Origin of the sequence: Bacillus sp. BML-BC051 (assembly GCF_019656175.1) — a bacterium.
In the GTDB taxonomy this organism is placed as follows: domain Bacteria; phylum Bacillota; class Bacilli; order Bacillales; family Bacillaceae_G; genus Bacillus_A; species Bacillus_A mobilis.
Window position 1 is genome coordinate 1 of record NZ_BPLI01000054.1, and the last position, 24,376, is coordinate 24,376.

General features: G+C 35.2%; 25 protein-coding genes, 1 pseudogene and 1 other annotated feature. Of the genes and pseudogenes, 11 read left to right on the forward strand and 15 right to left on the reverse strand.

All coding sequences use genetic code 11. The features are described 5' to 3' along the window. Positions 1 to 85 precede the first annotated feature (85 nt). A complete protein-coding gene (locus K5S59_RS21005) occupies positions 86 to 280 on the forward strand; it encodes a DUF3924 domain-containing protein (protein WP_001094861.1) in 195 nt (64 codons plus the stop codon). Between the two features lie 295 nt (positions 281 to 575). Here K5S59_RS21005 and K5S59_RS21010 read toward each other — a convergent pair whose 3' ends face one another. After that, on the reverse strand, positions 576 to 1,421 hold the full coding sequence (locus K5S59_RS21010) for a DUF72 domain-containing protein (RefSeq protein ID WP_212982254.1): 846 nt from the start codon (positions 1,419 to 1,421) through the stop codon (positions 576 to 578). Positions 1,422 to 1,581: 160 nt separating this feature from the next. Between K5S59_RS21010 and K5S59_RS21015 the strand changes: the two genes are divergently transcribed. The 3 genes and pseudogenes from K5S59_RS21015 to K5S59_RS21025 all read left to right on the forward strand — a co-directional run bounded on the left by K5S59_RS21015 (position 1,582) and on the right by K5S59_RS21025 (position 5,046). Next, the gene (locus K5S59_RS21015; RefSeq protein WP_000937264.1) at positions 1,582 to 2,850 is read left to right on the forward strand and encodes an ATP-binding protein; all 1,269 of its coding nucleotides are present in this window, start codon (positions 1,582 to 1,584) and stop codon (positions 2,848 to 2,850) included. A 244-nt stretch (positions 2,851 to 3,094) separates the two neighbouring features. Then, positions 3,095 to 4,422: pseudogene (locus tag K5S59_RS30480) on the forward strand (Gly-Xaa-Xaa repeat protein). 195 nt (positions 4,423 to 4,617) lie between these two features. After that, positions 4,618 to 5,046, forward strand: coding sequence for a hypothetical protein (locus K5S59_RS21025; protein ID WP_001265571.1), 429 nt, complete (start codon positions 4,618 to 4,620; stop codon positions 5,044 to 5,046). 124 nt (positions 5,047 to 5,170) lie between these two features. Here K5S59_RS21025 and K5S59_RS21030 read toward each other — a convergent pair whose 3' ends face one another. After that, a complete protein-coding gene (locus tag K5S59_RS21030; RefSeq protein WP_000769286.1) occupies positions 5,171 to 7,213 on the reverse strand; it encodes a transglycosylase domain-containing protein in 2,043 nt (680 codons plus the stop codon). Positions 7,214 to 7,525: 312 nt separating this feature from the next. Between K5S59_RS21030 and K5S59_RS21035 the strand changes: the two genes are divergently transcribed. The 3 genes from K5S59_RS21035 (at position 7,526) to K5S59_RS21045 (ending at position 10,074) form a co-directional block, all read left to right on the forward strand. Next, the gene (locus K5S59_RS21035) at positions 7,526 to 8,146 is read left to right on the forward strand and encodes a DUF47 domain-containing protein (RefSeq protein ID WP_000231446.1); all 621 of its coding nucleotides are present in this window, start codon (positions 7,526 to 7,528) and stop codon (positions 8,144 to 8,146) included. 11 nt (positions 8,147 to 8,157) lie between these two features. Further along, complete coding sequence (locus tag K5S59_RS21040) at positions 8,158 to 9,156, forward strand: inorganic phosphate transporter (protein ID WP_000380286.1); 999 nt, start codon at positions 8,158 to 8,160, stop codon at positions 9,154 to 9,156. Positions 9,157 to 9,273: 117 nt separating this feature from the next. Further along, positions 9,274 to 10,074 (forward strand): sulfite exporter TauE/SafE family protein, encoded by an 801-nt coding sequence (locus tag K5S59_RS21045; RefSeq protein WP_000455763.1) that lies wholly within the window; start codon positions 9,274 to 9,276, stop codon positions 10,072 to 10,074. A gap of 294 nt (positions 10,075 to 10,368) precedes the next feature. On the opposite strand, the gene K5S59_RS21050 is transcribed toward K5S59_RS21045, so the two are convergent. Beyond that, positions 10,369 to 10,596: a hypothetical protein gene (locus tag K5S59_RS21050; protein WP_000882907.1), complete on the reverse strand. Its 228-nt coding sequence runs from the start codon at positions 10,594 to 10,596 to the stop codon at positions 10,369 to 10,371. A gap of 170 nt (positions 10,597 to 10,766) precedes the next feature. Here K5S59_RS21050 and K5S59_RS21055 point away from each other — a divergent pair, with 170 nt between their 5' ends. After that, positions 10,767 to 11,279, forward strand: a complete 513-nt coding sequence (locus tag K5S59_RS21055) for a Crp/Fnr family transcriptional regulator (protein ID WP_120449747.1) — start codon at positions 10,767 to 10,769, stop codon at positions 11,277 to 11,279. A 30-nt stretch (positions 11,280 to 11,309) separates the two neighbouring features. Here the strand turns inward: K5S59_RS21055 and hmpA are convergent, their stop codons facing one another. The 3 genes from hmpA to K5S59_RS21070 all read right to left on the reverse strand — a co-directional run bounded on the left by hmpA (position 11,310) and on the right by K5S59_RS21070 (position 14,411). Beyond that, positions 11,310 to 12,518 (reverse strand): NO-inducible flavohemoprotein, encoded by a 1,209-nt coding sequence (gene hmpA / locus K5S59_RS21060; RefSeq protein WP_000953332.1) that lies wholly within the window; start codon positions 12,516 to 12,518, stop codon positions 11,310 to 11,312. 162 nt (positions 12,519 to 12,680) lie between these two features. Continuing rightward, on the reverse strand, positions 12,681 to 13,199 hold the full coding sequence (locus K5S59_RS21065; protein WP_000735431.1) for a hypothetical protein: 519 nt from the start codon (positions 13,197 to 13,199) through the stop codon (positions 12,681 to 12,683). Between the two features lie 114 nt (positions 13,200 to 13,313). Then, positions 13,314 to 14,411: a site-2 protease family protein gene (locus tag K5S59_RS21070; protein WP_120449746.1), complete on the reverse strand. Its 1,098-nt coding sequence runs from the start codon at positions 14,409 to 14,411 to the stop codon at positions 13,314 to 13,316. Between the two features lie 150 nt (positions 14,412 to 14,561). On the opposite strand from K5S59_RS21070, the gene K5S59_RS21075 reads away from it, so the two are divergent. Beyond that, a complete protein-coding gene (locus K5S59_RS21075; protein WP_001053351.1) occupies positions 14,562 to 14,759 on the forward strand; it encodes a hypothetical protein in 198 nt (65 codons plus the stop codon). A gap of 104 nt (positions 14,760 to 14,863) precedes the next feature. Here the strand turns inward: K5S59_RS21075 and K5S59_RS21080 are convergent, their stop codons facing one another. Beyond that, positions 14,864 to 15,718 carry a YhfM domain-containing protein gene (locus K5S59_RS21080; protein WP_000824717.1) on the reverse strand — a complete coding sequence of 285 codons (855 nt, stop codon included), beginning with the start codon at positions 15,716 to 15,718 and terminating at the stop codon, positions 14,864 to 14,866. A gap of 108 nt (positions 15,719 to 15,826) precedes the next feature. On the opposite strand from K5S59_RS21080, the gene K5S59_RS21085 reads away from it, so the two are divergent. After that, on the forward strand, positions 15,827 to 16,603 hold the full coding sequence (locus tag K5S59_RS21085) for a class I SAM-dependent methyltransferase (RefSeq protein ID WP_000026250.1): 777 nt from the start codon (positions 15,827 to 15,829) through the stop codon (positions 16,601 to 16,603). Between the two features lie 39 nt (positions 16,604 to 16,642). On the opposite strand, the gene K5S59_RS21090 is transcribed toward K5S59_RS21085, so the two are convergent. Further along, a complete protein-coding gene (locus K5S59_RS21090) occupies positions 16,643 to 16,852 on the reverse strand; it encodes a hypothetical protein (RefSeq protein WP_000880630.1) in 210 nt (69 codons plus the stop codon). Positions 16,853 to 17,124: 272 nt separating this feature from the next. Beyond that, positions 17,125 to 17,383: a binding site (T-box leader), on the forward strand. 56 nt (positions 17,384 to 17,439) lie between these two features. Here K5S59_RS21090 and brnQ3 point away from each other — a divergent pair. Then, positions 17,440 to 18,795 (forward strand): branched-chain amino acid transport system II carrier protein BrnQ3, encoded by a 1,356-nt coding sequence (gene brnQ3 / locus K5S59_RS21095; RefSeq protein WP_001099150.1) that lies wholly within the window; start codon positions 17,440 to 17,442, stop codon positions 18,793 to 18,795. A 24-nt stretch (positions 18,796 to 18,819) separates the two neighbouring features. Here brnQ3 and K5S59_RS21100 read toward each other — a convergent pair whose 3' ends face one another. From K5S59_RS21100 to K5S59_RS21130, 7 genes are all read right to left on the reverse strand, one after another. After that, complete coding sequence (locus K5S59_RS21100) at positions 18,820 to 19,158, reverse strand: DUF3922 domain-containing protein (RefSeq protein ID WP_120451083.1); 339 nt, start codon at positions 19,156 to 19,158, stop codon at positions 18,820 to 18,822. Positions 19,159 to 19,212: 54 nt separating this feature from the next. Beyond that, on the reverse strand, positions 19,213 to 19,845 hold the full coding sequence (locus K5S59_RS21105) for a response regulator (protein ID WP_120449744.1): 633 nt from the start codon (positions 19,843 to 19,845) through the stop codon (positions 19,213 to 19,215). Then, positions 19,842 to 20,897 (reverse strand): sensor histidine kinase, encoded by a 1,056-nt coding sequence (locus K5S59_RS21110; protein ID WP_000744332.1) that lies wholly within the window; start codon positions 20,895 to 20,897, stop codon positions 19,842 to 19,844. The genes K5S59_RS21105 and K5S59_RS21110 overlap by 4 nt, the downstream gene beginning before the upstream one ends. Continuing rightward, positions 20,897 to 21,637, reverse strand: a complete 741-nt coding sequence (liaF, locus tag K5S59_RS21115; protein ID WP_000716092.1) for a cell wall-active antibiotics response protein LiaF — start codon at positions 21,635 to 21,637, stop codon at positions 20,897 to 20,899. Before liaF ends, K5S59_RS21110 begins: the two co-directional genes overlap by 1 nt. Before the next feature lie 108 nt (positions 21,638 to 21,745). After that, positions 21,746 to 22,408: a PspA/IM30 family protein gene (locus K5S59_RS21120; protein ID WP_000814151.1), complete on the reverse strand. Its 663-nt coding sequence runs from the start codon at positions 22,406 to 22,408 to the stop codon at positions 21,746 to 21,748. 56 nt (positions 22,409 to 22,464) lie between these two features. Then, positions 22,465 to 22,821 carry a lmo0954 family membrane protein gene (locus tag K5S59_RS21125; protein WP_000808634.1) on the reverse strand — a complete coding sequence of 119 codons (357 nt, stop codon included), beginning with the start codon at positions 22,819 to 22,821 and terminating at the stop codon, positions 22,465 to 22,467. A 228-nt stretch (positions 22,822 to 23,049) separates the two neighbouring features. Then, on the reverse strand, positions 23,050 to 24,366 hold the full coding sequence (locus K5S59_RS21130; protein ID WP_000665484.1) for a Na+/H+ antiporter NhaC family protein: 1,317 nt from the start codon (positions 24,364 to 24,366) through the stop codon (positions 23,050 to 23,052). Between the last annotated feature and the right edge of the window lie 10 nt (positions 24,367 to 24,376).

The following is a 24,376-nucleotide window of genomic DNA, read 5'->3' on the forward strand; positions in this document are numbered from 1 at the left end:
AATGGTAACCTTTTTTATGTTTCACATTCTCTTTTCTTGTCTCTCCTATATTGTAGTGGTACTCTAATAATAAGGGGGAGAAATTATGAACACATTAACAATTGAATTACCGAAAGAAACGGCTGAAAAACTTGATTTATTAAAACAAGCTTATGAAAAGAAAACAGGTGCTTCCATTTCTGAGAGTACTCTTGTTCAAACACTTATTTCAAAAGAGTTTATCCAAGCGATAACTCCTTTTGATTTACAACAATTCGTTACTGGAAAAGAACAGCATTAATTGCTGTTCTTTTTTTGATACTTTATCAGGAGTTCACTAGCATTCTCCTCGAAAAACTTCTTTGCTTCTGCCTAACTTTTTATCAGGAATCTTCCTAACCGTTACTGTCTCATAAAAAGTTTTTTATTTATTTTTCGGAAAACTATTGACAATGATAATGATAACCATTATCATTTATTACGAAGCCAACAATTGATGAATCAACCAAACGCTCAGTAACATTGTTACCCCTCTTTTTCATATAGAAAGGCATTGTACATTCCCCCTGTTTGTACAGTGCCTTTCTTGTTTATTATCATTCAAATAAATTTAATTGCTCGGGCTTCGGCTCACCATATGTAATGTTCATCATTTTCATAAGTTGTTTCGCATTATCCGCTGCATCTCCGCCCGAATTATTGTTAAATAGTACATATATGCCCTTTGTCTTCTTTTTCAATTGCTCTAGTCTTTCTACCCATTCTTCTAATTCTTTATTGTTGTAGCGATATAAGCAGCGAACCGCTCTCCAATTTTCCCCTTTATCCAGCCAGCCATGAACATTTCGACCATGAAAACGTATTAACACCATCTCTGCATTCGTTACTTCTAAAACGAGCGGTACCGAACCTATCCCCGCCTGTGGCTCGTCACAAATTGTATGAATCCATTTCTCCTGTTCCAAAAACCGTAAAGTCTTATCTCTCATTTCTGGATAAAACCATGTTTGATTTCGAAATTCTATGGCACACGGCAAACCTTCCATTTTCTCTTTCGTATATCGAAGAAAATCCACATTTTTCTTTTTACAATCAAACCATGGTGGATATTGAAATAAAATCGTTTTTGATTTATTAGCTTCTATTAAAGGAAGAATAGATTGTTTATACACATCAAACATATCGTCGAACGTAGAAAACGGAATTTCACCTTTCATATGTCCCGTCATCCCTTGATATGCTTTTACGACAAAAGAAAAATCTTTCGGTGTCTCCGTTGCCCATTTTGTATAGTTTCGCGCAGGTTGCATCGCATAAAATGAACTATCCACTTCCACAATAGGAAAATGCTCACTATATGTTCGCAATTTATTTCTATTTTCATAGGGATCTATATATAAAGAATCATGATCTCCCCACCCTGTCACTCCAATGAAAAGCAAATATATCCCTCCCTTTTTAACTTCACCTTCTATCCATTCTACTCACTTACCGAACACTTCGACTAATCAATTTCATTAAGTAGCCCCTTCTTTAAGAGTATCCGTATAAAAATATGATATACTAGATGGAAGAATTTTTAAATTGAGGGGTTATTTATTTATGCTTCCAAACGATGATATTGTATCTCATGAAAAACGAATAGAAGAATTAGAAAATAAAGTACGTTTTTATGAAGAACTTGTGAATCAATTACCACATCATTTTACATATAAAAATCCACATATTGGTTTACAAATAAAGAAAACGAGAACGACTCATTCCATCCAAAACATAAAAAGAGAAAATAAAGAGGCTGAATTTCAACTTACTTGTGATTCATTATTTTTATTTAAACAACTTGAAACATACTTTGTTCATATTTTTGATGCTTTTTCACATCATGTAACCTTTGTTGATAGTAAAGGAAATATAACTTTATGTAATCAAGCTGCAGCAGATGATTTTGGTGTAGTACGAAATGATATAATCGGAAAACCAATTCAACAATTATTAAAATTGCCAGAAGAAAAAATTAAAGCTCTTGAAACATTAAGAACGGGAACAGAATTATATAATGAAGAAGTTTTAGACAAAAACTACGGCATATTAAATAACCGAATTATTCGTGATTATAACGGAGAAATATTTAGAGTTATTAGTGTCTTTCATTATTTAAACACAGAACGTGATGCAGAGAAATTTTCGTTAGCAGGGCGAATTGCAGCTGGGATTGCACATGAAGTACGTAATCCTCTTACAACCGTACGGGGTTACTTACAATTTTTACAAGAAAGTGTTTCTCCATCTAATAAAGAATTATTCGAAAACTTACTCATTCCTGAATTAGACCGCGCAAATGGTATTATTACAAAATTTTTAGCTATTTCAAAAACACGGGAATTTACAAGAGAACCGTTTCCTATTAACACATTTTTACGTGAATATATTCAACAGTTACTAGCTAGTGAAGTCTTTTTACATAACATTGCAATTGATTATAATTTTTCTACCGAATTGGATGATGTATTAGTCCATATTGATCGTCATGAACTGGTGCAAGTTTTTTTAAACCTATTTCAGAACGCTGTCGATGCTCAAGGCGAAAAGAAACTTTCTATCCAAATTACTAGTTATCGCCTTGATAATTTTGTTCGTATTACTTTCACTGATAATGGAATTGGTATTCCACCAGCCATTCAAGAATATATCTTTGATCCATTCTTCTCAACAAAAGATTCAGGTACAGGACTGGGCTTGTCAGTAACAAAGAAAATTATTCAAAATCATAACGGTACATTAAAAATGACCAGTAATGAAGATGGTACAACTTTCGCTATTTCAATTCCAATTTTACCTAAAACGACCCTTGAAAGATTAAATGAATACTAATGAGGTACTCCTCCACAAGAAGCATGCCAATTGTTATATACTCTCAACAATTGGCATGCTTTTTTATGTTGAAATAATCTTCTTTAAGTTCTATAAATCTTTCTCCATAACTTAATTGTTTTTGCTTGGTAGGCAAACTTCTTATTTTTTTAGAAATGGTAGTTTGTCCATCACGAATTCAGTATGAATTTCATTTTAATATATAGTAATGGCTATTGATTCTATGAAAGAAAAGAATGAAAAGATGAACAATAAAAATAAAGGAAAAGTATTTTATGGTAATGATTGTTGCGAAGTCAGAGCTTGTAGTCATATTAACATCTCTAAGTCCGAACTTACAGAATTCGTTAAACTTCTTCAAGCTCTTGGCCAAGCTATTCAAGCTGTCTTTCAAAACCCTTCTCAAAATAATATCGATAACTTGATCGCTACCCTAAATAACCTACAAAAATTCCTCAATTGCTTAGATTTGTCTCCAGCACAAAAACAAATTGGAAATTCTATTATCGCTAATCTATTAACTATTTTAAGAACAAAACCTTTCTCATGCGGAGCATTGTATGTTGAGCTGCAAAGCTTGCTTAATTATTTATTGTATATCGCCAAATTATTCAAGGTAGATTGCTGTACGATCGACAAACTAGTTAAACTCATTACAGAAATCCAAACTATCCTAGTTCAATACGGATCAGGTTGCCTTGGAGGAGGAGCAACAGGCGCTACTGGTGCTACCGGTCCTCAGGGGGCTACTGGACCTCAAGGACCGGCGGGTGCTCAAGGTGTGCTACTGGTGCTCAAGGACCGGCCGGCGCTCAAGGTGCTACTGGTGCTCAAGGACCTCAAGGTGCACAGGGACCAGCGGGTGTTCAAGGCGCTACTGGACCTCAAGGACCTCAAGGTATTCAAGGGCCAGCTGGCGCAACAGGTGCTACTGGTGCTCAAGGACCAGCTGGCGCTCAAGGTGCTACTGGTGCTCAAGGACCAGCGGGTGCTCAAGGTGCTACTGGTGCTCAAGGACCAGCGGGTGCTCAAGGTGCTACTGGTGCTCAAGGACCGGCCGGTGCTCAAGGTGCTACTGGAGCTCAAGGACCGGCCGGCGCTCAAGGTGCTACTGGACCTCAAGGACCGGCCGGCGCTCAAGGTGCTACCGGCGCAACAGGACCAGCGGGTACTCCAATTCCTGTAACTATCGCTGCAATTGGAAACTCCAATGCTCAAACTATATCACCTGGAATTAATATCCAATTCAATCAAGTTTTTGAAATAAATAATATTAATTTTAATGACACTACAGATACTTTAACAGTTTTAGAAACAGGCGTATATGATATTAGTTTCTCAGCGTCTACAACTTTCCCAGGATCTTCACCATTTGGATTTGGTATTTCATTCAATGGTCAACCACCTACTCGTAATTTCTCAACTAATGTTATCGGTAGTGCTGTTTCGTTCTCTACAATCGTTACTTTACAAGCTGGTACAACGATTTCTATACAGCCTACAGCAAACACTATTTCTATTCCTAACACAGGTGATACAACTGCAACACTATCAGTATTCCGAATTTACTAATTTTCACTAAATAAGCATATTTATAATAATATGTATCGTTTTACCGTGCATTAAATCTCTCTTTATATAGAAAGGAGCACTTATTTGGGAGGATAAGTGCTCCTTCTTTATGTTTCTTTACCTCAAATTTACTCTACCTTAATCCTCATTCTGTATGATAAATAGTGAAGTCAAAGATATGAAAGAGGGATGAAAATGAGAGTTATGTCACTAATACGCATTTGGTTTGCTCTTATGGTATGCATTATTTTATGTGTAGGATTTTTTTTAACTCTAAAATATTCCACTATATCACAAGCAGAGAGAAAAACTGTTCCATACAAACTTTTGTATACGAAACAAAGCAACATCCCTTATTCCAATACCACAAAGAATGAAAAAAAAGTTATAAAAGGAATGCTTATTACGAAAGCTTCTAGTTCCGAAGCGTTACTTCAAATTGCTGAAACGATTAAAAATCAATATACAAATAAAGAAATCGATGAAATTACACTTTCTATCCACAATGAAAATAATGGTAATTATGAAGAAGAATTACCTTACGAACCTATTAGTAAAGGAAAAATAATCGTCACATACGATCCCGAATCCTTTGGCAGTACGAACATTCTACTTAACGAGTAATATCTTGTATCTCAATGGATATCGATTAATAGCTAATAGGGATAGACAAAAATCCCCACCGATTAAAGTTTCATTTTGTTTTTCATACAAAAAAGAGGCGAATTTTGTTATTCGCCTCTTTCTTTTACCAAAATGAAGGAATCCATTCTTTCACTTTATCAATCCACTCTTGTTGCTCTTTTTTTCTTTGTTGTTCCTCTTCTTTCCTTCTCTTCTCTTCTTCTTTTCTTCGTTTTTCCTCTTCTATTGTATTCAATTGTTTTTTATAATCAGCCTCAGATATGAGCGATAACTGGAATGCTTTTTGAGCTGGATTGGCATTCGCTTTTTTCATAATATCCCGGAACATTGTCGTAGTAATTTGACTTCCCCCCGGAACATAATGATCACTATCTGTTTTATCATATCCTACCCAAATCGCACCTACTAAATCTGGTGTGTATCCAACAAACCATGAATCCTTTGCACCATTGCTCGGTCCATTTACAATTTGAGTAGTTCCTGTCTTACCTGCCGTATCAACATTATAAACTTTCGCCTTTTCGCCCGTTCCCTTTTCAACAACACCTTTTAATAAATATGTCATCTTTTGAGCAATTTTCTCGCTCGTCACCCGCGTCTCTTTCTTATACCACTTTCCAATTGTTTCACCTTCAGCATTTTGTATCTCCCTAATCGCATGAGCTTCCACTTGAACACCGTCATTTGCAAATGTACTATACGCTTGAGCCATTACAAACGGAGAGGTTCCCACATGCATCCCGCCTAAAGCAATCGGATACGTACGATCTTCTGGCACTAATGGAATACCAAATCGCTCTAAAGATTTCAATCCTTTATCTAATCCAATTTGCTCCAATAGCCAAACAGCTGAAACATTGTACGACTTTGCCACGGCTTCATACATTGTCACATCACCGTGAAAAGTATGATCACTATTTTGCGGTTTATATTCTTTAATATTAAATGGTTCATCTTTTAATATATCGTATACTTCATACCCTTCCTCTAACGCTGGTACATATACAGCCAGAGGCTTTAACGTTGAGCCCGGTTGTCTTTTTAATTGGGTTGCATGGTTAAACTGTAAAAACTGATACGGACCTCTACCTCCAACTAAAGCTGGTACACCACCTGTTTTTGGATTCATAAGAACTACACCCGTTTGCATAAGCTGGTCCGACCCATTATCTTTGAAATAACTCTCATTATTCACAACGTCTTCCACAGCCTGTTGTTTTTTTGGATCAAGCTCTGTATAAATACGATAACCACCCGCTAAAATTTCATTTTGTGTTAATTCGTACTTGTCCATCGCTTCTCTAACAATATAGTCTACATATTGAGAGTATTTCCCCTTGTATTTATCATCCACACCACGTTTTAACACAAGGCCGCTCTCTTTTTCTCTATTATACTGTTCGTCAGAAATATATCCTTGCTCTTTCATTAAACTTAATACAACATTACGTCGTTCGATTGACTTGTTAAAGTTTTTATAAGGCGAATAGGCAGACGGTGCTTTAATCAATCCAGCAATCGTCGCAGCTTCTGAAACTGTTAAATCTTTTACATCTTTATCAAAATAAGATTTAGCTGCCCTTTTTATACCCCAAGCTCCTTCACCAAAATAAATTTGATTCATATACATTTCAATAATTTCATCTTTCGTATACGTACGCTCTATTTTTTTTGTTAAAAAATATTCCTTTATTTTTCGAGAGTATGTGCGGTCTTGTGTCAGAAATACGTTTTTCGCAAGTTGTTGTGTAATTGTACTTCCCCCTGCTACAACTTCTCCTGCTGTAATATTTTTAAAAACTGCACTTATAATTCCACTATAGTAAATACCGTGATGGTTAAAAAATCCCTTATCTTCTACTGCAACAATTGCCTGAACCATAATGTCAGGAATATCTTTCCTTTTAACACCTTCTGTTTTAGAGGAAGCTAATTTAGTCGCAACTTCATTATTTGCATCATAAATTAAGGTCGGTTGCGGAACAGCTTGTTTTAATTCAGATATGTCTTGAATGGAAATTATTATATTTATAGCAATAAATAGAGTAGCAAGTAAACTTCCTAATACAATTAATGAATTACGAAGTTTCTTCCTCTTATTGAACCACTCCTGCATTTTTTTTAAGTGAGTGTTCTTCAATTTCATTCGTTCACTTCCTTCGTTTGTTTACACTCTTCTTTTCAAAAGGAAGAATATACCTCCTTTTAAATTTATTATAATAACGTAGTCTTTCCTGTAGTGTAAAGCTTTTCTTTCACATTCATACTTTTTGTAGGAAAAGGACATTCTACAAGTAAGATATTCAATATTGATTATTAATATTATTAATACAACAATGAGAGTTATGTTAAGTTTTTGTAAACTTTTCGATAAAATGTTTTAAAAAACGACAGTTTTTTGTTAGAATTGACTAGCCAATATATTTTACATATATTACTTTTGTGGGGGTAACTAATAATGGTATTTAAATCAAAAAAAGATAAATTTTCTGAAATGTTAATGAATGTTTCCGAAAATTTAAAAGAAGGCGCGCAGTTTTTCGTGGAGTATAAAATTAAAAATGCTAGCGATTTAAAAGAGTTTTCTATGCGCATGAAAGAGTATGAGTCAAAAGGTGACTCATTTATTCACGAAATCATTATGGAGCTAAACAAAGCGTTTATTACTCCAATTGAACGTGAGGACATCCTACAACTTGCAATGAGTATGGATGATGTATTAGACGGATTAGATCATAGTGCTGGTCTATTCGAAATGTATTCTATTACAGAAGCTGATGAATACATGATTAAATTCGTTGAAGCAATTAATCAATGTGCGATTGAGATTGCAAATTCTGTTGAACTACTGTCTAAAAAGAAGTTAGTCGACATTCGTACGAACGCGATTAAGATTAAGGATTACGAATCACAATGTGATGATATTCGCCGTCATGCGATTAAGCACTTATTCTCTCGTGAGAAAGATCCGATTAAAATTATTCAATACAAAGAGATTTACGAAGAGCTTGAAGAAGTAGCGGATAGCTGCCAAAGCGTTGCAAACGTATTAGAAACAATTATTATGAAGAACGCGTAAGGAGTTTGATCATGGATACACTCTTGTTACTGACCGTTTTAGTAGTCATTTGCGCTTTAGCTTTTGACTTTATTAATGGATTTCACGATACAGCAAACGCTATTGCAACGGCTGTTTCAACAAAAGCTCTAAAGCCTAGACATGCAATTATTATGGCAGCTATTATGAATTTTTTAGGTGCGATGACATTTACAGGTGTAGCAAAAACGATTACAAAAGATATCGTTGATCCATTTGCCTTGCAAAATGGTTCTCTTGTAATTTTAGCTGCTTTACTTGCGGCAATAGCATGGAATTTAATCACTTGGTACTACGGTATTCCAAGTAGTTCTTCGCATGCAATCATTGGCTCGATCGCAGGTGCAGCTATCGCTGCGGCAGGTATTAGCTCATTAAATCTTAAAGGGTTCATAAAAATCCTTGAAGCTTTAATCATTTCACCGATTATCGCTTTTGTTATTGGTTATATCGTATACAGCATATTTAAAGTAGTCTTTAAAAACTTTAATTTAACGAAGACGAACAAAAACTTCCGTATATTCCAGATTTTCACTGCTGCATTACAAGCTTATACACATGGTACAAATGATGCGCAAAAAGCAATGGGAATCATTACGATGGCTCTTATGGCTAATAGCTATCATACTTCTAGCGACATCCCGTTCTGGGTACAATTATCTTGTGCGATTGCAATGGGTCTTGGTACTTCTGTCGGTGGATGGAAAATTATTAAAACTGTCGGTGGACAAATTATGAAAATTCGTCCTGTAAATGGGGTAGCTGCCGATTTATCATCATCACTTGTTATTTTCGGTGCAACATTCATTCACTTACCAGTTAGTACGACGCACGTTATCTCTTCTTCTATTTTAGGGGTTGGTGCTTCTCATCGTGTAAAAGGTGTAAAATGGGGAACTGCAAAACGCATGTTAATTACTTGGGTTATCACACTTCCTATTTCAGCTTCTTTAGCTGCTTTATTTTACTCTTTATTACAATTAATCTTTTAATCAAAAGTCGTCTTCCTTATTATTCCAGGAAGACGACTTTTTTGTGAACAAACCTTTTTCTCATGAAAAAGCGTGTATAATAATTGGTGGATAAGTTATATAGAGGAGTTGGCAATTTTGGAATACATCATGTTACTTTTCATCGGGCTAATCGCCGGGACAGTCGGGAGTCTAGTCGGGCTTGGTGGCGGAATTATTATTGTCCCGTTATTAATCGGATTACACAGTCTATCACCACAACTTGCAGTAGGAACTTCAATGGTAACAGTCGTTTTTACAGGACTATCTTCCACCCTTACTTATATGAAGCATAAACGAGTAGATTACAAAAGTGGACTTATTTTATTTATCGGGAGTGGCCCTGGTGGTATCATCGGCTCGTGGGCAAACAAATTTTTAAACCAAGATACATTTTCTTTATATTTTGGGATTTTCCTTATTTTCGTCTCTATTCTTCTTATGTTACGAGACAAATTAAACCCTCTTTCTTTATCAAATATGACGGTAATTAAACGTTCTTTTACAGATAACGAAGGAAACACTGTACACTATCAATTTCCACCGCTTCTCGCTATCTTTATCGCCTTTATAGTTGGTTTTATATCTGGGTTATTTGGAATTGGTGGCGGTGCCTTACTTGTTCCAGCAATGATGCTACTTTTTGCATTCCCAGCACATATCGCTGTAGCAACTTCGATGTTTATCGTATTTCTATCAGCCATTGTAAGTTCTGCAACTCACATCTCCCTTGGAAATGTCAGCTGGATTTATGCATTAATTCTTATTCCTGGTGCATGGATTGGTGGAAAAATCGGGGCTTATATCAATACAAAATTAAGTGGTAAAGCCGTAATTAATTTATTACGTATCACATTAATTATTCTTGGGACTAGATTAATTATTACTTCTTTTTTATAACGTGTTCTTTTTAGAATACGTTTTTTCTTATACACATGAATATAAAAATCCTCCTAAGAGAACAAATAAAATTAAACAAACACATAATAGCATATAATTTGAAATATGTACTTTCTTCAAGTTGACCACTCCTATAACTGCGACTATTATCTTTATGATAGCGAAAAAATAGTTTACTTGCAGTTACAAAGTGCTAACAATGCAAAATCATTTATTACAAATTTTATCCTTATATTTCATTTCTTTGTATATTCTATCGGTTTAATAAAAAAAGATGTCATATTGACATCTTTTTTAATGAAGAAGTGACCATCCCATAAAATCCTCATGTACTTGGCACGCCCTCTTATCGTTTCGATCATATAATTCAGCATAACTATCTGTTTCTTCATCATAAGCCATCGTATAAATAATTTGGCCATCTACTTCAACGGATAATACGACTCCACCTTTCATCTCTTCTACATGAATGATAGCATTCGCCGGAATTCTCATATCCGTCATTTTTATCGCATCTAACAATATACTAAACCCCCTACAGCGTATTCATTGCTAGTACTATTACACACTAAATAGTATACTACTGTAATAGCATACATTTCGTCAATGAAATTGCTGTTTAAATAGCATATTGTCTTTATACATATACGCTACAATAAAAGAAATAGAAATGTTTAAATGGGGGGCTAACATTGATTCTACACAAAGGAGATGTACTATTCCGTCAAGGCGAGGACGGTCCTTTATATTTTATAAAAACAGGCTTATTAAAAGTAGTAAGGATCGAAGAAGATGGAACACCATTTTTATTCAACATTATTGTTCCAGGTGAAACGATACCTCACCATTCTTTAATTTCACCGAAGGAGTATCACGGTACAGCAATCGCTTTAATGAAAACAGAAGTTGAACCTATCATTAGTAGTGAATGGTACAATCAACTTCAGGCAAATCCCGCATCATACGCAAATATCGCTATGCAATTACAATCAAAATTAAGAATGATGCAGCAGCGTATCGATCAATTAACAACCGTCTCTCCGAAAGAACGTCTTCATCGTTTACAAGAATGGTTCACACTATATTTAGGTGACATTCCTATATATGAAATATTAACGCAAACTGAAATCGGCCAACTGATTGGTATACGCCGTGAAACGGTAAATCGACTATTACGAGAACAAATAAAAAACGAGGTAAAATAATACCTCGTTTTTCGCTTATTCAAATCTATCTTATTGTAAACTTGCTGCTGGACCGAAAAATTCATAATGAATATGCTCTTGTTTCACACCTAAATCAGTTAGTGCAGCATTTATATGTTTCATAAATGGTACGGGACCACAGAAATAAAATTCTGCTTCCGTTGCCGGAATAATAGTTTGTAACCATTCTGCTTCAACGAAACCTTCTTTATCAAAGGTCTTCATTTCCAAATCTTTTTCAGTTGGTGCAGAATAGCAAGTGTACGCTTTAACTTGCTCGTATTTATTATCTACTGCCTCAACATGTTCTTTCATTGCATGTGTATTACTATTTATCGCTGCATGAACAAAACATACATTACGTGTTGTGTCTTGTTCAATTAACGTATTTAGCATACTCATCATCGGTGTAATCCCTACTCCACCACTAATTAGTACAACTGGTAAAGTTGAATCCATATTTAATACGAAATCTCCTGCTGGTGCACTTACTGGTAACATATCCCCTTCTTCTACATGATCATGTAAGTAGTTAGATACTTTACCATCCGGTGTATCTACACCTTTTTCTTTTTTTACACTAATACGATAATATTCTTTTCCAGGAGCATCTGATAAGCTATATTGACGATTATGTGTATATGTTTCACCTTCGATATTTATTTGAATCGTTACATATTGTCCTGGGATGAATGAAGAAACTTTCCCGCTATCTTCAGGTTTTAAATAAAATGACGTAATAACATCGCTTTCCTTCACTTTTTTAACAACTACAAAGTTACGGAAATCTTTCCATCCACCTTCTTTATGTGCCGCTTCTTCATACATCTCTGCTTCAATGCTAATGAATGCATCAGCAATGACACCATAAGCTTCTCCCCATGCATTTAAAACTTCATCAGGTGCACCTGCAACCTCTTTAATTGCGCGTAGTAAACATGTACCTACAATCGGGTAATGTTCCGCTTTAATACCTAAACTTCTATGCTTATGACCAATTTGTTTTACAACTGGAATAATAGCTTCTAAATTATCAATATACGTTGCAGCTGCATAAACAGCATTCGCTAGCGCTTGTTGTTGTCTTCCCTTTTTCTGATTTGTATGGTTGAAAATATTCAATAACTCCGGATGTTCCGAAAATAAAATTTCATAAAATCTCGTTGTAATTTCAACGCCTTTTTCTTGTAATAATGGTACTGTTGACTTTACGATTTCAATTGTTTTTGTACTTAACATTGTATCCCACTCCTCTATTTCCTTAACTGTTTTTAGTTTAACTGAATTGTATAGTACATATTGTGATTTTAATCACTATTCACACGGTGTTTTTGTGAAAAATATATGAACATTGCACTTACAAAAGAAAATAAGCCAACTAGAATGCTAGCTAGCTTATTATTATTTGGACTGTATCGCTTGTTCAATTACCCTTATATCTTTCCCATCTCCAAATTCTGTATACCCCCAGATATTCGTTTCACCTCTATATTTATTTACGATAATATCCAAGTCGTGGTATACACGATGCGCATAAACTACATACTCAACATTTTGAAGTTCCACACCTTTTTTTGCAATTTCATAGCTTCTATTTACATCACGTTTTATTTTTTCATTCTTTATTTCCGTATGTATATTTTTTAAAGACGATTCTTGCTGTTGAAACCATTGTTTCAATTGGTTCCAGTCCCCTTCTGTATAATTCTCTGCTTTACCATAATTTAAGAAATTATTATAACTTTCATGTGTCATACGAATAAAATCCAGTACTTTTGTTTCTTCTTGTACATCTTCTATTTGAGCTATCGTATTTACCTCAGCAGGCTTATTCGCATAATGTAACAGCACTTTCATAAGACTATAACTCGCAATGATCATCACGATAATAATCCCGAATACACGTAACAATTTCTTCATATACAGAACCCCTTCTCTACTAGAGATATTACAATGTAGTACTATACTTGTAACATTCTCTCGTAGAAATATAATTCCTGTATAAATTCTTCCTATCATTTCGACAATATTTTTCTATACATTCCTCGTTGGCAAATGTTCTTGTAAAACCATATACCCTTCATAAGCTGCGTAACCGAGTATAGCCATTAATCCGATATAACTAGCAAATACCGTCCATTTCGTTTTCATATCCACTTTGTAATAGTTTTCCTGTTGTCTCTTTTCTGTATCCCATTCTTGTAATTTTCTTTCTGATATTTCAAATGCTTCTCTTATATGAATTGTATGCGTTTCTTTTTCATCTTCATATGGAACGTAATCAAGCGGCTCAAACTTCGGTAAAAGATACTCTAACACTTCAATCTTTTGAAGTTCTCCTGTTTTTAATTCTTTCTCTCTTTCTTTATGCCTTAATACATTTATTTCATGTTGCATCATATATATATTTCGATGTACTGCACCCGTTTCTTTTAATTCCTCTTCAAGCCTTGCAATATATTCTTTCATTCCATCAATTCTATATCCTAATTCCTTAATCGGCTCATCTCGCTTTATTACTCTATATAATTCCATACAGCCGATAATAACAATAAATCCTCCTAAAATACTTTTAAAGTAAATGGAATAACCGAGCAATACAATAAGACCCGCTCCCCAAATCTTTGTACTTACAACTGAGATAATTCGTCCACCATCTAATGGAGAAACTGGAATCAAGTTAAAGAAGTTAATCATACTTCCAAGCAAAATAATTAATGCCCAAAATGGCTCTTTCGTTATTATATAAAGTGGAATTGCAGGCAAAAATGACAACAATCCGAAAAGAGGTCCCATATAGGCGATATAAGCTTCATCTTTTGCATTTTTCGGCATCTCTTTCATCCCAATAAGAGCACCCATAAATGGAATAAATATTGCTGGTGATGTTGGTATACCTTTTCTTTTCGCAGCCCATAAATGGCCCATTTCATGGATAAACAACAAATAAATGAGCGCTACTCCAAATTTCCACCCATATATAACTGCGTATGCACCAAGTGATAGAAACATACTAAATACCGTTGAAAACTTTGCTAATTTAAAGATTGCAAATACCCACTTTAACTTAGAAAGTAAAAATAAACCTATGGCAACAACAATTCCCCATAATCCTTTTTTATTATTTTTCATATTCCTCTCCTTTATCTCTCATTAATGAATCATATTTATTCATTAACGCCGGTTCTTTCTCTATTATGACATATTTTTTTCTATTGTTAGAAATAATGTTTATATAATCCATTTTTAGACAAAAATATAAATAAAAGGAGGTGTATACGAATGAATTTACAATCACTCATAATAGGCGCTCTATCATTTTTAGCTTCAACTCTTATTTTTTATACCGTTAGCTACGTATTATTATTAGATTTGTTGCCAAATCACATATTTATTGCTTTTATCATCCTTTCCGCTCTTATGATTTCCTTTCTTATTACGCGAAAATCAATGAATGAGCCATCTGCAAAAGCAAAGTAATAGAGAGGGGACTCCCCTCTCTATTATCATTTCCTAGGAAAGGTCATATAGACTTTACGACTTTACATTCATCCCGATCCTCCAGGACTAATTAAAGTTTCACTTTATCTTTGTAAATCCATTTTTTCACCATACTCTTTAACAATTTGGATGATATTTTGAAAAACACCTATTTTCTCTTTTTTACTATTTAATATTTTTAAATCATAATTTTCATAATAGGTTTCTAATGACTTTAATTGTGATTCTGAAGCATCTTTTATCGGAACAGTAGCATGTAATTCATACTGTTTATATCCTTCCTTTACCTTTTCACCTAAAATTTTCCCACTCTCTTTTGCTCCAATTAATTTTTGAACTTTTTCTGGGAAAATGACTTGCAAATAATATTCTTGTTCCTTCTCTAACTTGTTGTATAGTGATTGTGAAATCGTATACCGTACCGTATAATTCACATTTTGATCACCTGCTTTAATATGAAATGCGGTAATCTGCAAATCTTTTTTTGTTACTTCCGTTAAAGGACCTGCCTGCATCTCATCTTCTTTTGGTTCTGAAACATTTGGAAATATAGCTAATAGCTTTTCCGTATCTTTTTTATTTAGCATGTACATAGCGTTCTTATATTGTAGCCATCCTCGTCTATCTTCTCCTCTTAGCCATGCATAATAGGTTTCTTTTTTTCCATCTCTACTAATTTGCATTTCATATTCCGGCTCACCAAAACTACCTGTTACGTCTTGTTTTTCCGCTTTATCTATAATGTCTATTACTAACTTAGCTTCTGATTCCTGTAACTTTTTCTCTTTATGTTTTTTTTGTATAACGGTTACCCCTATTGTTTCTTTCACTTCATTCACCGTCTCTTCTACTTTTTTTGTTTCTTTTTTTTGCTCAACTTGACTACAAGATGCTAGTAACATAGCAAACAACAATAATAATACATATTTCCTTTTCAACTTAATCCTCCCTTTACAATAAGAAATCCTTATAATCTTCATACAAAAAACAAAAACGTGACACACTATAAAATACGCTATACTAAGCATTGAAAGGGGGGCTTTTTCATGTCCATTAATTTTCACGATGCAAATAATAAATACACATACGCACAGCGAGACGCCCATATTTCTTGGGGTGAAATGATAAAGGGTATTACAAATATACAAAACAAGCAAATAATCGATATCGGCTGTGGTGGCGGTATTTATACGAAAGAACTCGCCCTTATGGGAGCAAAAAGTGTTGTTGGGCTTGACTTTTCAAAAGAAATATTACAGGCAGCAAAAGAAAATTGTAGCGGTTTTCCAAACATTTCTTTCATTCAGGGTGATGCACATAGCGTCCCATATCCTAATGAAACATTCGACATTGTTATTTCGCGCGCAGTTATTCATCATTTACAAGACATTCCTACATTTCTACGTGAAGCTTCTCGTATATTAAAGAAAAACGGTGTACTCATTGTACAAGACCGCACCATTGAAGATTGTACAATTCCAGGAAGCCCCGAACACATTCGTGGATATTTTTTCTCCATCTTTCCAAAACTTATTGAAATAGAAGCAACAAGGAGACCAAAAACCACCACGATACAACAAGAATTACAAAAATATTTCCTTCACGTGTTCCCTACTCAAACACAATGGGAAGTACGCAAAATACATGATTCTGTAGAAGCATTGTTACAAGATTTATCACCTCGAACAGGTCGGTCCATTCTATACGAATTAACAGACCATGAACTTTCTCAACTTCTACAACAGATCCAGACCGCCTTACAAAACATCTCTCCTATCATTGAAAGAGATCGGTGGACAATTTGGAGTGCCATGAAATTGTAAGGAAGGAAGCCTCACAAAATAATGTGAGGCTTCCTTCTTTCATAATCTAATTTTGCAACACTCTTGATATCCTCCACTTCTGGCCTGTGCACTTCCACACTTCGGACATACTAAATATCTAGACTGATTTGTCAATAAACTACCTTTTTGAAAGAGTAAAACTTCTGCTTGTTTAAACGAACGCGAATAATATAACCACATAAAACCAATTATAGCAATAATGCCAAATAATACTCCCATCGCAAGCATTTCAGTCACCTCTTTTGGTTTGTTCTTTCCAGCAAGTGGATTGTTGTATTATTCTCTGTAAATTCAAACAATACCTTCTTCACTCCTATAAATATCAACTTTCTCTACAAATTTTACAATTCTCTACAAATTTTTACTCCCGTTTTACAATTCACTATTCCCTTCACATCAACGAATATCACATCCAATATTTCCGTATATAAATATGCCTTTCAAAAAATATATTGACTTTCAAAAAAAAACATGCAACAATACTGTCAGAATACTTGAATAAAAATTCATTGACGAGAACGAGTACGTTATAGGACTGTCCCCCAGAGAGTTGGCGAATTGCTGAAAGCCAACGTTCAGTGCGTAGCCGAAAATCATCTCCGAGAAGTAGAACCGAATGTTACAGTAAGTTCTTACCGGCTGTCCCCCGTTACAAGGAACACGTATCATGTTGTACGTTGTAAAGCCGTATACATATAGACTCATTTCTACATGTATAAATTAGGGTGGTATCGCGGGTAAATATAACTCGTCCCTTTCTTTAGGGACGAGTTTTTTGTGTTCTTACAAATGAATTTAAAAAAGGAGGAAAAACAATGAACACTGTATCAAAAAAACACATTTTTTTCACGGGTCTTATGCTATTTTCTTTATTTTTTGGGGCAGGTAATTTAATTTTCCCTCCCATGCTTGGACAAAATGCAGGTGAAAATTTTTGGCCGGCAATGATTGGATTTTTACTAACAGGAGTCGGTTTACCATTATTAACTGTTATTGCAATTTCTTTATCAGGAAACGGTATGCAACAACTCGCAAGTCATGTTCACCCATTATTCGGAATTTTCTTTACTGTAGTTGTATACATCGCAATCGGTCCTTCTATGGGAATTCCACGTGTTGCGAATGTCGCTTATGAAATGGGCGTTAGTTCCTTCTTACCAGAAACAATTCGCTCTAGTAACCTAGCACTATTTTTATACACTGTCGTCTTCTTCGCTATCGTATTTTGGCTTAGTTTAAATCCATCCAAACTTGTCGATCGCATCGGAAATATATTAACACCTATTTTATTACTTTCTATTTTCTTATTATTTGTTAAAAGTGTATTTACACCACTCGGGCAATCCGGACCAGCAATGCAAGAGTATCAAACTTCTCCAATCTTCAAAGGCTTTATGGAAGGATACTTAACGATGGATACCATTTCTGCACTTGCATTTGGAATTATCGTTGTAAATGCCATTCGCTCTAAAGGTGTAAAGGATCGTAAATCCATTGCCATCGCAACAGCGAAAGCAGGACTTATTGCCGCTACTGGTCTCGTACTTGTATATGGTGCACTTGGCTGGCTCGGTGCAACTAGCGTCTCTCTCGGATATGCAAAAAATGGAGGACAATTACTTACTCTTATCGTACAACAATTATTCGGTCCATACGGTTTACTTCTATTATCTCTTATCGTTACACTCGCTTGCTTAACGACATGTGTTGGACTTGTATCTGCATGTAGTCAGTATTTCTCAACCTTATTGACTACATTTTCATACAAAATATTCGCGAGCATCATTTGTGCATTAGGATTATTAGTTGCCAACTTAGGATTAACAAAAATTATCGCCATCTCTGTTCCAATTCTACTTGTTGTATATCCAATTGCAATTGTACTTGTTCTACTATCATTACTTCATAAATATTTCGGTGGATATCGCTCTGTTTATGTAGGCGCTTTAATTGGAGCAGCAATCGTAAGCGTATTTGATGGATTAAAACAAGGTGGTATTTCAGTTTCATTTATCACACCATATTTTGAACTTATCCCTTTATATAAGGAAGGAATAGGTTGGCTCATACCAGCATTAGCCGGAGCTCTTATTGGCCTTATAATCGCTAAGTCAAGTGGTGCGAAAAGAGTGCCCTTACTAACCGAATCTCATGAAGTAAAAGCATCCTAAAAAAACTCCCTTTCGGGAGTTTTTTTACATTTGAAAAGCAGTATGGTTAAAACTGCTTATTTTATAAGCTTTCGTATAATAGTCGATATTTGTATCCACTGTTTCTACTTTGACAACATCGTAGCAATCTTCTTGTTTCACTAAAAATAAATAGTACTCTTCTGTCGCCTCAACAATTGCAATTTTATCGGTTTCTACATTATATTGTTCACAAAGCGATTGCAATGCGTTCACATAATCCCCTAATTTTTTAGACTTATCCATGCCAAATATAGTTTGAACTAACATATACATTCTCCCCTTTGTATGTACTGTTAACAATTTAATGATAACGCTTACATTAATTAACGTCAATAAAAAGATTTGGCGCAAACTAATAAGCAGCGGGATCCCCCTACTGCTTAAAGTTTCACTTTATCATTTCGTCAATTGGTGTCTAAACGCATAAATAACCGCCTGCGTCCGATCACTTACATTTAGCTTATTTAATATATTACTTACATGTGTCTTTACTGTTTTGAGGGCAATAAACAATTCGTCTGCAATCTCTTGATTACTTTTCCCCTCTGCAATTAATAACAAAATTTCAGACTCTCTTTCTGTTAGGTCCTCATGCAAAGGTTGTTCTTTCTTCTGACGTATACGAGACATCATTTTACCAGTAACTTTTGGTTCTAATACCGTTTCTCCATCATAAGTAGCTCGTACAGCGTCTGCTATATCACTCGCTCTTGATGTTTTTAATAAATAACTAGTCGCTCCCGCCTCAATAACAGGATACAATTTCTCATCATCTAAAAAGCTCGTTACAACTACAATTTTCGCTTCTGGCCATTCCTGAATAATAGCACGTGTTGCTTCAACCCCATCCATCTCGTCCATGACAAGATCCATCAAAATAATATCCGGTCTTAATTGCAAAGCTAACTCTGAACCTTTTCTTCCATTTTCAGCTTCTCCAACTACTTCAATATCTGGCTGCGTTGATAAATATGCTGATACACCCATTCGAACCATTTCATGATCATCCACTAGTAATACCTTTATCATGACTCTCCCCCTCTCTCAATCATAATCGGTACTTTCACTTCTATTTGTGTACCTTTATTTGGAAAACTAAGTACTTTTAATGTACCACCAATTTCATGAACTCGCTCTTGCATTGATCTTAAACCATACGAACCAGCCTTATTAACCCCTACTTTAAAACCGACACCATCATCAATAATTTTCAATATTGCATATTGCTCAATTTTGCGTAGACGTACTTCCGTTTTCTTTGCCTTCGCATGCCGTAAAGTATTAGACAGCGCCTCTTGTACAATACGGAATAAATGATCTTCTACACCTTTTTTTAATTGAATTGGTTCAATTAACCATTCAATTTTCATATGTTGCTTTCTAGACAGTTCTGTTAATAATTCTTCTATACCCTCTGTTAGTTTCTTACCTTCTAACTGCACTGGGCGTAGATGAAGAAGCAATGCTCTCATTTCTGACTGTGCATTTACAACCATATTTTCAACGAGCTGCAACTGCTTTTTCGTCATTTCTGGAATTTCAGCTACTTGTTCATTAATAGCCGACATCATCATCGACATTGCAAAAAGCTGCTGACTTACAGAATCATGCAGCTCCCTCGCTAATCGATGCCTTTCCTGGGAAATCGCTTCTTGTCTCATCTCTTCATTCCAATGAGCTCGTTCATTCGTTACTTTTTGAAAGAGTCCAGCTTGCTCCTCTAATCGACGAGCCAGAACGATTACTTTTCGTTCCACTTCATGAAATTCATCATCTGCAGTAAACGAAACATCGCTCGGAAAATTCCCTCGCTCTACTTCAAATAGAAAAGTATTTAATCCTTGTATACGCTGCTCTATATAGTAACCGATTGCATATCCTACAATTCCCCCGATAAGTAAACTTGTAGTCATAATAAACAAGCCAATTGGAACAGAAGCGATGGATTCCTTCCATAATAAATCATACACTTGTTGCTCGCTTTTCCATACATATACAATTGTACAAATAAGTGCGATACTAACAGAGGACAGCATAGAATAACGAATATACATCCACGAAATATTTTTTTGTTTTTTCATTATACTTTCCTCACTTCCGTATCGCCTACGACAAGCGAAGAAATAATTTTAATACGACGAGGAGCCTCTTTATACTGCTCTGTTCTAAATGTAACATTGCGGTTAAATCCTGTTTCTTCATGACCTGGCAGAAGCACACGTCCGACAAGAACAGAATGATTTAAAGACAGTTCAATATCATATGGCACATATAAACGGATATTACCAACGACACCGCGAATAACAATTACCGTCTCCCCTTCTGGGATCATAGCAGTTGTTAAATCTATTTCCACATCACAAGCACCATATTGAACATTAATATCCTCAAGTTCATAAATATGATCCATCATTCGTATATTCCCTACAAACATATTTTTTAAATACGGTTCTGTACGGTATATTTGCTTCTCTTCGTCTATAATCCCTTTTTCTTTAATTTCAACCTTCATTGCTTTTTGCTGATGTCCTTGTTGAATCAGTTGATAACCAATTAAAGCTAAACAAGCAAATACGACAAGAACAAATGCTGCTGATGAAAATAAGAAGAATAAAAATACGATACCACCAACAAATAAAAATACATTTCCCCGTACATAACGATTCTTTTTACGATAATGCCTTCCAAACATAAGCATAATAAATGCAAAAATGAGACCACCTGGTTCAAAATGTCCAAGTATCATATCAAGAAAAAGACCGAATCCAAATATGATGAGGAGCATCCCCATTAATTGTGTTTTTGAAAAATGCTTCTTCATTTCAGCTCCCCCCCCTTCTTTTCACATATACATAGAAGAAAAGGCATTGCTTTCCAACACCTTTTCTCCTATCACTATATCATAAGCCTGTTTTATAATATACTACTATTATTTTGTTAACTCTTTCGTTAACGATACATCATTCTTTTCTTTCATTTCACGCTCAAGCTTTGCAATCTTCATATCAAATGTGTCACGTTCATGCTCCTCATTCATACGAGTTTCTAAGTCACGAATATGATCTTCAATTTCTTCAAAGCGTAAGAACGGATTGTTTTCATCCATTTTATGCATCGCTGTATTCATACGGCGATTTGCATGTGCCATATTTTCACGTGCCATTAGTTCCATGCGCTTTGCGTGCATTTCTTTTAATTTATTTTTCATGTCAGAAAGACGACGCTCTAACTCATCGATTTGCTCTACAACACCAGCATACATTTCTTCTAATCGAGTTACTTGCCCTTCATAATAAGCTACTTCTTCTAATGCACGTTCGTGTAACTGTATTTCGCCTGCTTCTTGAGCGATGATAGCCTGTTTTGATCTTTTATTAACGAAATAACGCGCTTGCTCAAGCTCACGAGCGAAATTAGATTTTAATGTTTTATGACGCTGAATTAACTTCTCAATTTTTGTTGTTTCACGCTCACTATCGCGTAAATATTGGTTTAACATAGCGATTGGATTTTTTCTTTCTTTCTCATCTAACACATTATGAAAATCTGCTAAAATTGCATCGCGTACACGTCCGAATAAAGATTGTTTCATTATAATCTTCCTCTCTTCTACTTTATAAATTTGATTTGATTTTTATTAGTTTTTTATTAGTTTTTCATTAACTTGTTCCACTCATCTTCAAAGTTGCTATATGGTTTAGAACTTTCTGGTGCAGAATCAACAACTACATTTTTTTCTTTTTTCCACTCACGATATCCGTAGTATAAAACTACTAATGCTGCGATACCGATTAGTGCTGGGGAATGAGAAAGGGCGATGGACAAGCCGATCAAACCAACAATACCCCAAGCTAACTTTCCAAAAAATGATTGTGCTCGCACAAATGATTTATAGCTCCAGTACACAACTCCTGCTCCAATTGCGAACCCTATAATACCAGCAAGACTGCCAAGAGCAATTAAAGCTAAAATACCAGCCGCGATAAACGCTAGAAATTGTTTCATCTTGTGCTTGCCTCCCTTCGATTTGATACTCTTATCTTAACTATTTTTTCATCTTTCCATAACGAGCTTAAGAACCGTTTTTAACTCAGACTTAAGACCGAGTCGCATTCAGCCTTGTGCAAAAACTACGATTGGATAGGATGTTCCACTCTTTTATTGCACATAAAAAGCCGTACAGAGAATACTCTCTGTACGGCTTTCATCGCTATGCATAAACTTCATTTTTCATTATGCTGTTTTATGATATTCTTTCTTTCCCGCCACTTTAGAAAACCTCGGGAAACCAATTAATATAGAAATGATTCCACATACTCCAACTAAGATTGGATAAAACGCATATGGTAACAATTCAATCGGAGATAACGCCGCAAACCCTGCTGCTGTTAACATTTGAGCACCATACGGGATTAACCCTTGCACACAGCATGAGAAAAGATCTAATACACTCGCTGATTTACGAGGATCAATTTCATACTGATCTGCAATGTTTTTCGCAAGCGGACCTGTAAAGATAATAGAAATCGTATTATTTGCTGTACACATATTCGTCATACTTACTAAGCCAGCGATACCGAACTCCGCTCCTTTTTTCGAACGAATGTTACGCGTTAAAATATTCATTAAATATTGAATGCCACCATTATATTGAATCAGTTCGACCATACCGCCAATTAAAATAGCAAGTAATACTAACTCCATCATACCGCCCATTCCAGTCGTTATACTTTTAAAGAAACTCTCTAACGTGTAACTTCCATCTAAAAGACCGATAACGCCAGATAGTACAGTTCCACCAGTTAACACGATAAGTACATTCCAGCCAAGTAACGCTGTAATAAGTACTCCTGCATACGGTAAAATCTTTATCCAGTCAAAGCTATGCGCTTTAATCTGCGTATCACTTCCTAAAGTAATGATTACTAATAGTACAATTGTAATAACCGCTGCTGGTAATACAATTAAAAAGTTCGTTTTAAACTTATCTTTCATTTCTGTTCCTTGCGAACGTACAGCTGCGATTGTTGTATCTGAAATAAATGATAAATTATCACCAAACATCGCTCCACCAACAACAGTAGCCATCGTAAGTGCAATGGAGATATCAGTTTGTCCACTAATCCCTACAGCAATTGGTGCTAATGCAGCAATCGTTCCCATTGAAGTTCCCATCGCTAATGAAATAAATGCCCCTATAACAAAAATTCCAGCTACGATAAATCCTTGCGGCAAAATGGATAACGCTAAGTTAACTGTAGAATCAACGCCGCCCATCCCTTTTGCTGTTTCAGAAAATGCTCCTGCAAGTACAAAAATCAGAACCATAATCATAATATCCGGGTTCCCTGCACCTTTAGCAAATCGTTCTACTTTTACATTAAAACTTTCTTTACGATTCATCGCTAAAGCGACTCCTACAGCAATTGAAATTGCTACAAGTATCGGCAATTTATAGAAATCACCTGTAATAATTCCAGAACCAATAAATAGCGCCAAAAATATCCCAAGTGGTAATAAAGCCAAACCATTTCCTCTCGTTTCTTTCAAAGTACCATCT

Excerpts from the sequence above, each read along its gene's own strand:
- K5S59_RS21005 (WP_001094861.1), top strand. The coding sequence starts at position 86 with ATGAACACATTAACAATTGAATTACCGAAAGAAACGGCTGAAAAACTT.
- K5S59_RS21015 (WP_000937264.1), top strand. The coding sequence starts at position 1,582 with ATGCTTCCAAACGATGATATTGTATCTCATGAAAAACGAATAGAAGAA.
- K5S59_RS21025 (WP_001265571.1), top strand. The coding sequence starts at position 4,618 with ATGAGAGTTATGTCACTAATACGCATTTGGTTTGCTCTTATGGTATGC.
- K5S59_RS21030 (WP_000769286.1), bottom strand. The coding sequence starts at position 7,213 with ATGAAATTGAAGAACACTCACTTAAAAAAAATGCAGGAGTGGTTCAAT.
- K5S59_RS21035 (WP_000231446.1), top strand. The coding sequence starts at position 7,526 with ATGGTATTTAAATCAAAAAAAGATAAATTTTCTGAAATGTTAATGAAT.
- K5S59_RS21040 (WP_000380286.1), top strand. The coding sequence starts at position 8,158 with ATGGATACACTCTTGTTACTGACCGTTTTAGTAGTCATTTGCGCTTTA.
- hmpA (WP_000953332.1), bottom strand. The coding sequence starts at position 12,518 with ATGTTAAGTACAAAAACAATTGAAATCGTAAAGTCAACAGTACCATTA.
- K5S59_RS21065 (WP_000735431.1), bottom strand. The coding sequence starts at position 13,199 with ATGAAGAAATTGTTACGTGTATTCGGGATTATTATCGTGATGATCATT.
- K5S59_RS21070 (WP_120449746.1), bottom strand. The coding sequence starts at position 14,411 with ATGAAAAATAATAAAAAAGGATTATGGGGAATTGTTGTTGCCATAGGT.
- K5S59_RS21075 (WP_001053351.1), top strand. The coding sequence starts at position 14,562 with ATGAATTTACAATCACTCATAATAGGCGCTCTATCATTTTTAGCTTCA.
- K5S59_RS21085 (WP_000026250.1), top strand. The coding sequence starts at position 15,827 with ATGTCCATTAATTTTCACGATGCAAATAATAAATACACATACGCACAG.
- K5S59_RS21090 (WP_000880630.1), bottom strand. The coding sequence starts at position 16,852 with ATGCTTGCGATGGGAGTATTATTTGGCATTATTGCTATAATTGGTTTT.
- brnQ3 (WP_001099150.1), top strand. The coding sequence starts at position 17,440 with ATGAACACTGTATCAAAAAAACACATTTTTTTCACGGGTCTTATGCTA.
- K5S59_RS21105 (WP_120449744.1), bottom strand. The coding sequence starts at position 19,845 with ATGATAAAGGTATTACTAGTGGATGATCATGAAATGGTTCGAATGGGT.
- K5S59_RS21110 (WP_000744332.1), bottom strand. The coding sequence starts at position 20,897 with ATGAAAAAACAAAAAAATATTTCGTGGATGTATATTCGTTATTCTATG.
- liaF (WP_000716092.1), bottom strand. The coding sequence starts at position 21,637 with ATGAAGAAGCATTTTTCAAAAACACAATTAATGGGGATGCTCCTCATC.
- K5S59_RS21120 (WP_000814151.1), bottom strand. The coding sequence starts at position 22,408 with ATGAAACAATCTTTATTCGGACGTGTACGCGATGCAATTTTAGCAGAT.
- K5S59_RS21125 (WP_000808634.1), bottom strand. The coding sequence starts at position 22,821 with ATGAAACAATTTCTAGCGTTTATCGCGGCTGGTATTTTAGCTTTAATT.